6 protein-coding genes and 3 pseudogenes are annotated in these 10741 nt (G+C 68.7%); 5 read left to right on the top strand and 4 right to left on the bottom strand.

The window, feature by feature from the left end; translation table 11 throughout:
- Positions 1-88 precede the first annotated feature (88 nt).
- Positions 89-853 (top strand): annotated as a pseudogene (locus tag BRW65_RS26765) (sensor domain-containing protein); the annotation flags it as partial.
- Between the two features lie 24 nt (positions 854-877).
- Here the strand turns inward: BRW65_RS26765 and BRW65_RS26760 are convergent.
- Together BRW65_RS26760 and BRW65_RS26755 are read right to left on the bottom strand one after the other, a co-directional pair.
- The gene (locus tag BRW65_RS26760; RefSeq protein WP_073879860.1) at positions 878-1462 is read right to left on the bottom strand and encodes a hypothetical protein; all 585 of its coding nucleotides are present in this window, start codon (positions 1460-1462) and stop codon (positions 878-880) included.
- Between the two features lie 280 nt (positions 1463-1742).
- Complete coding sequence (locus BRW65_RS26755) at positions 1743-2879, bottom strand: adenylate cyclase regulatory domain-containing protein (RefSeq protein ID WP_208611934.1); 1137 nt, start codon at positions 2877-2879, stop codon at positions 1743-1745.
- Between the two features lie 115 nt (positions 2880-2994).
- On the opposite strand from BRW65_RS26755, the pseudogene BRW65_RS26750 reads away from it, so the two are divergent.
- A pseudogene (locus tag BRW65_RS26750) lies at positions 2995-3477 on the top strand (DNA-deoxyinosine glycosylase); the annotation flags it as partial.
- A 102-nt stretch (positions 3478-3579) separates the two neighbouring features.
- On the opposite strand, the gene BRW65_RS26745 reads toward BRW65_RS26750, so the two are convergent.
- The gene (locus BRW65_RS26745) at positions 3580-4971 is read right to left on the bottom strand and encodes an amidase (protein ID WP_073879856.1); all 1392 of its coding nucleotides are present in this window, start codon (positions 4969-4971) and stop codon (positions 3580-3582) included.
- A 47-nt stretch (positions 4972-5018) separates the two neighbouring features.
- On the opposite strand from BRW65_RS26745, the gene BRW65_RS26740 reads away from it, so the two are divergent.
- The 3 genes and pseudogenes from BRW65_RS26740 (at position 5019) to BRW65_RS26730 (ending at position 9629) form a co-directional block, all read left to right on the top strand.
- Positions 5019-5447 carry an HIT family protein gene (locus BRW65_RS26740; protein ID WP_073879878.1) on the top strand — a complete coding sequence of 143 codons (429 nt, stop codon included), beginning with the start codon at positions 5019-5021 and terminating at the stop codon, positions 5445-5447.
- Positions 5446-5613, top strand: a pseudogene (locus tag BRW65_RS26735) (nitroreductase/quinone reductase family protein); the annotation flags it as partial. The gene BRW65_RS26740 and the pseudogene BRW65_RS26735, both read left to right, overlap by 2 nt.
- Positions 5614-5705: 92 nt before the next feature.
- Positions 5706-9629: a bifunctional diguanylate cyclase/phosphodiesterase gene (locus tag BRW65_RS26730; RefSeq protein ID WP_084188006.1), complete on the top strand. Its 3924-nt coding sequence runs from the start codon at positions 5706-5708 to the stop codon at positions 9627-9629.
- A 4-nt stretch (positions 9630-9633) separates the two neighbouring features.
- Here the strand turns inward: BRW65_RS26730 and BRW65_RS26725 are convergent, their stop codons facing one another.
- A complete protein-coding gene (locus BRW65_RS26725; RefSeq protein WP_073879854.1) occupies positions 9634-10665 on the bottom strand; it encodes an LLM class flavin-dependent oxidoreductase in 1032 nt (343 codons plus the stop codon).
- Positions 10666-10741 lie beyond the last annotated feature (76 nt).

Raw genomic sequence — 10741 nt, 5'->3', positions numbered from 1 at the left:
GTTGTGGTCCATGCTGACCGCGATTCTTCCGCACCCTGCGTGGGCGTCGTAAAGTGCCACACACAGGGAGTCGCATACCTGTGAGCCCAATTGGGGCGGCCCCCCACCACCAACCCCGCAACCATTCACCGGCACACCCGCCTGGAACCAACCCCCACCCAAACGCCGCAACCCCTGGCCCCTCATCGCCGGCGTCGCCGCACTGGTCGTCGTCCTCGCCGCCGGTGCCGTGGGCATCTGGTTCGTCGTGCGACCGAAGCCGGCGCCGGTACCCGATCCGATACCGGCCGAGCGCCTCAGCGCGCTCCTGCTCGGCGCCTCCGACATCAACTCCGTCATGGGGTCGTCAACCATGGAGCCCGGCAAGCCCATTCAGTCAATGGACGCCTCGTCGCTGACGGTGTCGCAGCCCGACTGCCAGGGAGCGCTGTACACCACCCAAAGCCCGGTGTACTCGGGCACCGGGTACTCAGCGGTGAACGGGCTGGTGTCGTCGGAACCGGGTGACAACTACGACCATTGGGTCAACCAGGCCGTCGTCCTCTTTCCGTCCGCCGACAAGGCGAAGGCCTTCGTGGAGACGTCGGCGGGCAAGTGGAAGGGCTGCGCGGGCAAGACGGTGACCGTGACGAACAAGGGCAAGACGTATCGCTGGACGTTTGCCCAAGTTCAGGGCGGCCCGCCGAAGATCGCCGTGTTGGACACCCAAGAAGGCGCCGACGGGTGGGAGTGCCAGCGCGCGATGAGCGCGGCCAACAACGTCATCGTGGACGTCAACGCGTGCGGATACCACATCAGCGATCAGGGCACCCAGATCGTCGACAAGATCGTCGCCAAAGTCGACAACGCGTAGCGAGCCCTGAAGAGTAGGTTTCGCCTACGACTGAAGGTCCGGGCCCTCGGCGCGTAAGTCGTCGACGGCCGACATGGCGCTGCGCAGCTTGGCCAACCATTCCTCGGCGTGCTCGCCGACCAGCTTGACCGACCAGGCCAGGGCGTCGGCCCGCGACCGGGCGACGCCGGCGTCGACGAGCGTGTCGAGGACTTGCCGTTCCGGTTGCTTCAGGCGCGTCATCACCGGTACCGCGATGTGAGTGAACAGGATTCGCTCCGGGCCGGATTTCGAGCCGACCTCGACGCCCCAGGAAACCTTGCGGCCGTAGCGATCCTGCGCCTCGTCGGCGATGCGCATTCGCTCCGAACGGGTTTTCTCGCGGAACCGCGAGGCACGTCCTTCGGCGCGGGCCTCGCTCTCCTCTTTCTCTGAGCCCTCGAGCTCGGGCAGCCGTCCGATAACCGTGATCTCTTCGCGGTCGACGATCACCGTCGGATCACCGTCGAACCAGCTTTCGGGCAGGCGTCCGGCGAACCATTCGGCGGCGTCGCTGGCGTCGGGTTGCTGGGCCTGCTGCCAGCCGCCGGGGCGGCCGTAGCGCCGGCCGTGCGTGTGATGCGATTTCATTATTACATGATTACATCGTTACAACAGAAAGGGAACAGTGTTCACCCGCGGCGAACCGGGTCGCCGCGTCGGGGGCCCGCCAGAACCGCGTCCGACTCCGCAGAACCCGTTGATATGGGCAGATCAAAGTTGTATTTTTGGTAGCGAAGCAGGCCCGGAAACGACCAATTCCAAGCGCCGGAAGTCAGGGTAGAAAACCGGCCGCGTAGGACCCGCGCATGACGGAGTCAAACGCCCCCTAGTGTCGTCCGGGCCTGCCCATGTCGGCAGGATCCCCGAGTCAGTCGCCGCGGTCGCCCCGACGAATCCGGAACAGCTTCACCTCGTTCTTGATGCCTTTGAGGCGGCGCGCGCCGGCGAAGGAGCCATTGAACTCGCCGGTGTCGCCGATCGTCTCCCAGGCCGAGTCCGCCGCCAGCACGGTTCCCGGGCGCGCGACGCTGGTGACCCGGCTTGCCACGTTGACCGGGCTGCCGAACCAGTCCCCGGCCCGGCTCACCGCCATGCCGGAGGCCACGCCGGCCCGCAGCCGCGGGAAGTCGTTGTCGGTGTCGACGGCCTCCACGAGCTTCAGCACGACGTCGAGCATGGGCAGCGGCTCGGGACAGACGAACATCGCCGCGTCCCCGATCGTCTTGATGAACCGCACCGGCGGCACGGTCACGTCTCGGGCGAGGTGGGCCAGCCGGTTGGCCAGGTGCCCCAGCTCCTCGGCCGATACCACTTCGCCTATCCGAGTGAAGCCGACGAGGTCGGCAAACGCGACGGTGATCTGGCGCGCGCCCGGAAGCGGCTTGCCCGCCGCCCGCTCGGCGGCGTTGACGGCCTCGGTCTCCATCATGTGCCGCAACTGCATGAACAGCATGTGCTGGATCATCGGGCCTAGGATCGGCGCGACCTGGCTGACCAATGCCTTTGACGCCTTGGCGATTTCCAGCTCGGTGGCTCCCGGGCGCATGATCGTCGAAAGGGCGGCATAGCGCATGACCTCGGCGGCGCGGGACAGGCCTTCGGCGAGCACCCGGACCACGAGCACCAATTGCTCGGGATCGAGTCCCAGCTCGACGAACCGCTGGGTGAAGGCGGCGGCTTCGCCGTCGGCGCGCATGTGCACGATCGCGTCGGGGTCGTCCACCCGCACCAGGCCGATGGCGCGCTGCACTTGCTGCAGCAACGCCAGGTCGACGCCGTAGGTCTCGCTGATCTCACGGGTGGACACGTAGGTCCCGTCGCCGCCGAGGAGGTGCCGGGTGGCCAGCAGCAGCGGCGGGTTAGTGGCCCGGATCTCGCCGCGGGTGATGCCCTGATCCAGCAGCCACTGCACGAGTTCCGCCCGCTCGGCGCGTGCGCTGCCCTCGAGTCCGTCCAGCAGGTCCTCGATGTGCGGGTCGGCGCGGTTGTGACCGTCGTCCTCCACTTCGCCAACGTACAACGCGCGCCGATCGCGAGGGCGGCAAAGCCGGGCGATGGGGGCTCCTCGCGCTTGCGGGGGACGGGTCGCCAGCAGACACGGCGAGCCATGATGTGAAGCGATGAGCGCACCACTGTTGCGGGGATTCCCGCCTGTCGTCGACGAGCGCGCCAGGGTGCTGATCCTGGGCTCCTTTCCCAGCGTGCAATCCCTGGCGGTGGGTCAGTACTACGCCAATCCGCGAAATGCATTCTGGCCGATCACCGCAGAGCTGTTCGGCTTCGCCGCGACGGCGCCTTACGAAACGCGGCTGGCCGCATTGCAATCGGGCGGTGTGGCGCTTTGGGACGTGGTGCGCGCCTGCCGCCGAGCCGGCAGCGCGGACTCGGCGATCGAACCGAAAAGCTTGGAGGTCAACGACTTCGGCGAACTGTACGCCCGCTACCCCGCCATCGCGCGGGTGTACTTCAACGGCGCCAAGGCCGCCGAGCTGTACCGCAGGCTGGCCGAGGCCGACGACCGGGTCCAGTACCGGCGGCTGCCGTCGACGAGCCCGGCGCACGCCGTGCCGCCGCACTCGAAGCTGGCCGCCTGGAGCGCCATCGCGTTGATCGCGAGCGCGGCGAAGCCCGGCGATGGGCGCACGCCCCCACAAGTGGCAGGAACCCCCACCCGCTCGCGGGGCGCGATCGATGAGGCGCCGCCGCTATGACACCGGCGGTCGGCGGTGCGCCCATGGCCGGGCGGTTTCGATCTGCGCGGCCAGCGACAACAGGGTCGCCTCGTCGTACGGCCGGCCGACCAGCTGCACGGCGATCGGCAGGCCGTCACCGTCGAAGTCCCACGGCACGGCCGCGGCGGGTTGTCCGGTCAGGTTCCAGACCTGTTGGTATGGCACGCGCTGCGCCGCCGCCAGCAGCGTCCATATCGCGCCGCGGCGTTGGTAGGCGCCGATGCGGGAGGGGCCGGTCGCGTTGCCCGGCGTGAGAACGACGTCGACGTCGTCGAAGATCGATTGAATCCGGGCGGTCAGCGCCGGCTCCGCCTCGCGAAGGGCCGTCATGCGGTGATCCGAGAAGAACGAGCCGGCGCGGGCCAGGTTGCGGGTGCGCGGTTCCAGGCGTTCGGGGTGCGGTAGCGAGTCGGCGTCGTCGCTGATGCCGCGCAGATAGCGCGGCAGGTAGTTGGTCATGATGGCCGACGGTGGATAGTCGGGGTCGGCGTTGATCACCTCGTGGCCCAGGTCGCGCAGTAGCGCGCCGGCCTGTTCGACCGCCGTCAGCTCCTCCTTGCCGACCCTGACCGGCAGCGGCGTCGGGGACTTGGTGCTCAGGGCGATTCGCAGCCTGCCGGGCGAACGGGTCGCGGCGGCCACGAACTCCCCCTCGGGCCCCGGCACCGTCGACGTCGCGTCGAGGAACATCGCGGCGTCGAGCACCGAGCGGGCCAGTGGACCGTTGACGCTCAGCCCGTGCCAGGCATCGTCGTGCGGCTCCAACGACACCCGGTCTCGTTGCGGTTTGACGCCGAACAGTCCGCACCAGATCGCCGGAATGCGAATCGAGCCGCCGCCGTCGGATCCCAGCGCCAGCGGAGCGAGGCCCGCGGCCACCGCCGCGGCGCTGCCACCACTGCTGCCGCCCGGGGTGCGTCTGGGATTCCAGGGGTTGCGGGTCGCACCGAAGGTCAGCGACTCGGTGTAGGGAAACATCATCAGCTCGGGCACATTGGTCTTGCCGATGATCACGGCGCCCGCGGCGCGCAGCCGGTGCACCACCTCAGCGTCGGACGCCGCCGCCGGCCGGTGTCCGCCGCTGCCGTAGGTCGTCACCTCACCCGCGACGTCGACGTCGTCCTTGATCGCGATCGGCACGCCGAGCAGGGGGAGCCGCTCGCCGGCGTCGAGGCGGTCCTGTGCGACGGCGGCCTCGTAGCGCGCGCTGTCGGCGAGCACCACGCGGTAGCAGCGCAGCTGACTGTCCATCCGCGCGATCCGGTCCAGATAGATCTCGAGCAGCTCGGGAGCAGTCAGTTCGCCGTCGGCCAGCATCCTCACCTGAGCGGCCGCGCCGGCAAAGGCCACGTCGCGAGCGTCCACTGCGGCAGCGTATCCCCCACATCGCACCGGCCAGTACCGTGGGCGACATGTCTTGCGTGTTCTGTGCGATCGTCGCCGGGGAGGCGCCGGCCATCCGGATCTGTGAAGACGACGACTACCTCGCCATCCTCGACATCCGGCCGTTCACCCGCGGTCACACCCTGGTGATTCCCAAGCGGCACACCGTGGACCTCACCGACACGCCCCCGGAAACGCTGGCCGGCATGGTCACCCTCGGCCAGCGGATCGCCCGCGCCGCGCACGCGACGGAATTGGCCGACGCCACCAACATCGCCATCAACGACGGCAGCGCCGCCTTCCAGACGGTGTTCCACATCCACCTGCACGTGCTGCCGCGGCGCAACGGCGACAAGCTGTCGGTCGCCAAGGGGCTGCTGCTGCGGCGCGACCCCGACCGGGACGCCACCGCGCAAATTCTGCGTTCGGCCCTGGCCCGCATCGACGCCAGCCAGTAATACTGGGCCGAAGCGTTTCGCGGTAACCGCCCGCGCCGTACTGCCCGACGATGCCGACTACCCGCGGCTCTGGCAGATCGTCAACAAGAACAATGGCGACCGTTACACGGCTTACCAGAAGAAAACGTCGCGGCCGATCCCGGTTGTGGTACTCACGCGGCGTTGACCTCGAACGCCGCGCGGAGGTTTATTCTCCTGTAACGCGCGGTGAACTCCTCCCGGTTGCTCACCACACGGCGCCGATCGGCTGGAGCGGGCATGAAACCCTGGACGGGAAATCCCTGGCGGCGGTTAGGGCTGTCCCCGCGCCTGGGCTGGCTCCTGCTCGGCACCTACGCTTTGGCGGCCACGCTGGTGGTCACGTCGTCGGTCGCCGGCTGGGAGGGCGCCTACGCGACCCGGCCGGTCGACGAGATCGTGCTCGCGCTTTGCCTCTTACTCGGGGCGGCGTGCGCCGGTTATGCGGCCCGCTTCGCCACCGGACGACACAGGTTCGGCTGGCTGGCGATGCTGGCGGCCCTGCTGGGCTGGGCGGTCGGTGAGGTCATCTGGGCCGTCTACGAGGCGCGCCCGGTGCTGGCCCATGCGACGCACCCGGCCACCGCCGAGATCGTGCTGCTTTTCTGGCCGTTCGGCGCCATGGCCTCGCTGGTGCTGTTGTCGCGTCTGTCCCGTCGCAGTCCACCGCGGCTGGCGCTGGACGGTCTCATCGTGGCGACATCGCTGTTCGTCGTGTCGTGGGTCTTCGTGCTCGACAAGCAACTGCGGGTGGACAGCGGCTCGCGGCTGACGACGCTTCCCGAGGTCTTCAACGACGTCGTCCTGTTGACAATCGCCATCCTGCTGCTGGCCCGGGGCGTGACCGGCGACATCCCCAGTCGCAACCTGGTGGCCGGCGGAGTGGCGACGATCAGCGTCGTCGACATTGCGACGGTGTTCAAGAGCGGGGTCGGCAGCTATCAGGTCAGCGCCGTGGTGGACTTTGGCAGGGTGGCCGGGTTGGCAATGATCGCGTTCGCCGCGCTGGCGAGCGTCAACGAGTCGCCGTTGCCGACGTCGCGCGCCGAGCAGATTCGGTCGCGCACCCGCCTGTGGTTGCCGTATCTGCCACTGGTGGTTGCCGCCGCGGTCGGATTGGCCCACGCCGTGGGGCTGATGGCGCACGGGCCGCTGCTGTTCGCCCTGGGAATTTTGGTGGCCGCGGTGCTCTTCCGGCAATTCGTGGTTCTGATGGAGAACCAGCGCCTGCTATCGGAGGTCGCTCGGGAAGCTTTCCGCGACAGCCTGACCGGCCTGGCCAACCGGGCCTACTTCCTGCAGCGGCTCGAAGAGGCCGTCGCCCGTCGCGAACACGACGGCACACCCGTCGGGATGCTGTTCTTGGACCTCGACAATTTCAAATCGGTCAACGACGCGCTCGGCCATCCCGCCGGTGACGAGCTGCTGGTTCGGGTGGCTGCGAGGCTCACCGCCAGCTTGGGCGACAAGTGCATCACCGCCCGCCTCGGCGGTGACGAATTCGCCGTGCTGCTCGAGGGTTCCGTCGAGGACTCGCGGGAGGCGGCGCATCGGGTTCTCGAGGCATTCCACACGCCTATCCTGGTGGACGGCGTTCCCATACCGGTCCGCCCGAGCGTCGGCTTCACGGTGGCCACCGCCGCGTCGGAGTGCAGCGTCGAACAGCTGCTCCGCCACGCCGACCTGGCCATGTACACGGCCAAACGCGAAGGCGGCCAATGCGTTCGCAGCTTCGTACCCGATTTGCCGCTCTCCTACTCGTTTTCGGTCGACCAACTGACCGGTTCGCCCCCCGCCGCGGACTCCGCCGTCGAGGCGAGCACCGCCCCGAAGCTCAGGCGAGCCGCTGACCTGACGACGCCGAAACCGGCGCAACCACAGGATGCCCTCGACGGCGTTCGGTGGCCACCGACGGCGATCCGGATCACGTTGGCCGCCTTGACGATTGGCGTCCTCGCATTCACCGCGACCAGCGCCCTCTTCCCGAATGCCAGCAACAGCGTCTTATTCGCCAAATATCTGTATTCGGTGTTGAACCTGGGGGCGGCCGGCTTGATCGCCGTTCGCGCGTACCGCCTCAGAGCCGACCGGGTTGCGTGGTCGATGATCGCGGCCGGCATGGCGCTGTCGGCGTTCGGTGACGTCGTCTATGCGTTGTGGGTGCCCAACCCGCATTCGCCGTCGGTCGCCGATCCGGAATACCTGGCGTTCTATCCGTTCGTCTATGCCGGGATTGTGCTGCTGATGCGGTCGCACCTGAGACGGGTGCCGATGCCCATCCGCCTCGATTCCCTGGTGTGCGCGCTGGCCGTTGCCGCGCTGGGCGCCGCGCTGAGAGCCGGACCCATGCATGCCGCCGCGGCCAGGGTGCCGGCGACGGTGCTGGTGGGTCTGGTCTACCCGTGGGGCGATCTGGTGCTGCTGGCACTGGCCGTCGGGATGCTGCCAATCCTCGGCTGGCGCAGCGACTTTCGCTGGGGATTGCTGGTCGCCGGGCTGGTGGGCTTCGCGGTCGCGGACACCGCGTACCTCTTCGAAACCTCGGCGGGTTCGTACCGGGTGGGTACCACGCTGGACGCACTCTGGCCGGCGTCGTCGCTACTGGTGGCGATGGCCAGTTGGGCCCGTTCCTCGTCGGCGATGCCGGCGGCGCGGCGCGGACTCGGCTCCTACGCGGTGCCGGTGACGTGCACCGTCGTTGCGCTCGGCGTCATCATCCTGGGACACAATTCGCGGCTCGCTTCGACGCTCGCGGCACTGAGCCTCGTCGCGGTCGCCGCGCGCTTCTCGGTCAGCTTCCGGGACGTCAGCTTGCTGGCGGAGAGCCACCAGCAAGCCATGACCGACCGATTGACCACGCTGCCCAATCGGCGGTCACTGGCGACGGCGCTGACCGCGCTGTCGGCTTCGGCGTCGTCGGGCCGGGCGTCGTCGCGGCGTGCGCTGCTGTTGCTGCATCTGCACAAGATGCGGGAGATCAACGACTCGACCGGCCGGCACTTCGGCGACGAGCTGTTGTGGCGCATCGCAAACCGGCTCACGCACAACGTGCGTCGCGACGATCTGCTGGCGCGGGTAAGCGACGAAGAATTCGCCATCCTGCTCGGCGACGGATCGGACCTGGTGGCCGCGCGGGCCCAGGCGGGGCGGTTGCTCGAAGCGATGAGCATCCCGTTCGAACTCGATGCGATCAGTGTGGAAATCGATTCCTGCATCGCCATCGCCCTGTACCCCGACCACTGCGACCATCCCCAGGAGCTGTTGAATCGCGCCGAGGCGGGGATCCCGCACGCCAAGTCGGCCGTCAGCAGGATCGCGGTGTACGAGTCGGCCTTCGAGACCGACCGGGACCACGACCCAAATCTGGTTAGGGAGTTGCGGGCCGCGCTGGACCACGGCGACCAGTTGACACTGCACTATCAGCCCAAGGTCAACGCGGACGACGGGAGCGTCCACAGTGTCGAGGCGTTGCTGCGCTGGCAGCATCCGACCCGTGGGCTACTGCTGCCGGAGGCCTTTCTGCCCGCCGCGGAGCGCGCCGGCTTGATGCGCGCGGTGGCCCATCGCGCGATCAGCCTGACGCTCGAGCAGATTCGGTCGTGGCGCGAGCAGGGCATCCCGTTGACCGTCGCGGTCAACCTGGCGACGGCGAACCTGCTCGACCTCGACCTCGCGGTCACCATCGAACGGCTGCTGCGGGACCACGGCTTGCCCCCCGACGCGCTGATCATCGAGATCACCGAGAGCGCACTCGTCGACTCGGAGCGCTCCCGCGATACCGTCGCCGCCCTGCAGCTGCTGGGCGTGCGCATCTCGCTGGACGATTACGGCACCGGGTGGTCGTCGCTGGCCCGCCTGCAGGATGTGTCGGTCGACGAGTTGAAGCTCGACCGGCGATTCGTGGCGCGGCTGGCCCAGGATCCCCGCTCGGTGGCCATCGTGCAGTCCACCGTGGACTTGGCCCAGAACCTGGGCGCCGACCTCGTGGCCGAGGGGGTCGAGGACGAGCTGACGCTGAGCGCGCTGCGCGGTTACGGCTGCACCATCACCCAGGGTTTCGTGCACAGCCCGCCACTGCCGCCGGACCAACTGCGACGCTGGATCATCGGGAGGGGCGCGATCGTGAGGTCGTTCGACTCCGAGCGATCGCGCGTGACGGATTGAGGGGTTAGAACAACTCCTTGGCCAGCAATTCCAGGGTCGCGACGCGCGCCGGCGCGGTGGCCGGGTCGGTGCCGCGGTGGGCCGATGCGACGGGGTTGACCATCACCTCGTCGACGTCGAACCGTTGCGCCAGCGCCCGTAGCTGTTCGGCGGCCTCGGCGGGCGTCCCGAGGACCGCTCGCCGCAGCCCACTGTCCACGATGAGCTGCTGCTGCGGCGTCAGCTCGGCGCCTTCGGCCTCCTCGACGAGCGGCACCGGGCCGAGGGGCTGGCCGGTGCGCAGCTTCGCCATCATCTGCAGGTTGGGCAGCATCAATGCCGTTGCCTCTTCCCGGGTTTCGGCGACCGCTGCGTTCACCGTCAGGAACGTCACCGGCTCGGCCGCCACGGCGCTCGGCTTGAACCGGGACCGGTAGACCTCGAGCGCCTCTTCGGTCCCCTGGCCGGAGAAGTGGTGTGCGAACACGTACGGCAGTCCCTTGGCGGCGGCCAGGTGCGCCGAGTACATCGACGATCCCAACAACCACAGGCGCGGCTCGCCGGCGGCGGCCGGGGTGGCCTTGAGCCGGTAGTCCCCCGAGCGCAGCGGCACGACGACGCCGCGCGCGCTCATCAGCGCCGCGACGTCGTCGAGGTATTCGGGGAAGTTCTCGATGTCTTCGTCGCCGCGGCTACCCCGCAGCGCGTAGGAGGTCACCGGGTCGGAGCCGGGCGCTCGGCCGATGCCGAGATCGATACGGCCCGGGGCGGCGGCTTCCAGCAGCGCGAACTGCTCGGCCACCGCCAGCGGCGCGTGATTGGGCAGCATCACGCCGCCGGACCCGAGGCGCAATTGCGTGGTTTGCGCGGCCAGATAGGCGATCAGGACCGGCGGGCTGGTGGCGCCGACGGACGGCATGTTGTGGTGCTCGGCGACCCAGTAGCGCGTGAAACCCAGCCGATCCGCGGCCTGGGCCAGCTGCACCGTCGCCGCCAGCGCGTCGGCGGTCGTCTGGTCGGTACGCACCGGGACGAGGTCAAGGACGGAAAGACGCACGTTGCCGTCAACGCCTTCGGCCCCTCGAACGTTCCCCGCCTAGTCGCGAGCAGACACAAAATCGCACGCCCGCCCG

It is taken from the genome of Mycobacterium paraffinicum (genome assembly GCF_001907675.1).
Taxonomy (GTDB): Bacteria; Actinomycetota; Actinomycetes; order Mycobacteriales; family Mycobacteriaceae; genus Mycobacterium; species Mycobacterium paraffinicum_A.
The sequence above is the reverse complement of the archived record's forward strand: the minus strand, read 5'-3'. Positions and strand labels throughout refer to the sequence as shown.

Bases quoted from the DNA above. Each gene is read 5' to 3' on its own strand.
- BRW65_RS26760 (WP_073879860.1), bottom strand. From the start codon at position 1,462: ATGAAATCGCATCACACGCACGGCCGGCGCTACGGCCGCCCCGGCGGC.
- BRW65_RS26740 (WP_073879878.1), top strand. From the start codon at position 5,019: ATGTCTTGCGTGTTCTGTGCGATCGTCGCCGGGGAGGCGCCGGCCATC.
- BRW65_RS26730 (WP_084188006.1), top strand. From the start codon at position 5,706: ATGAAACCCTGGACGGGAAATCCCTGGCGGCGGTTAGGGCTGTCCCCG.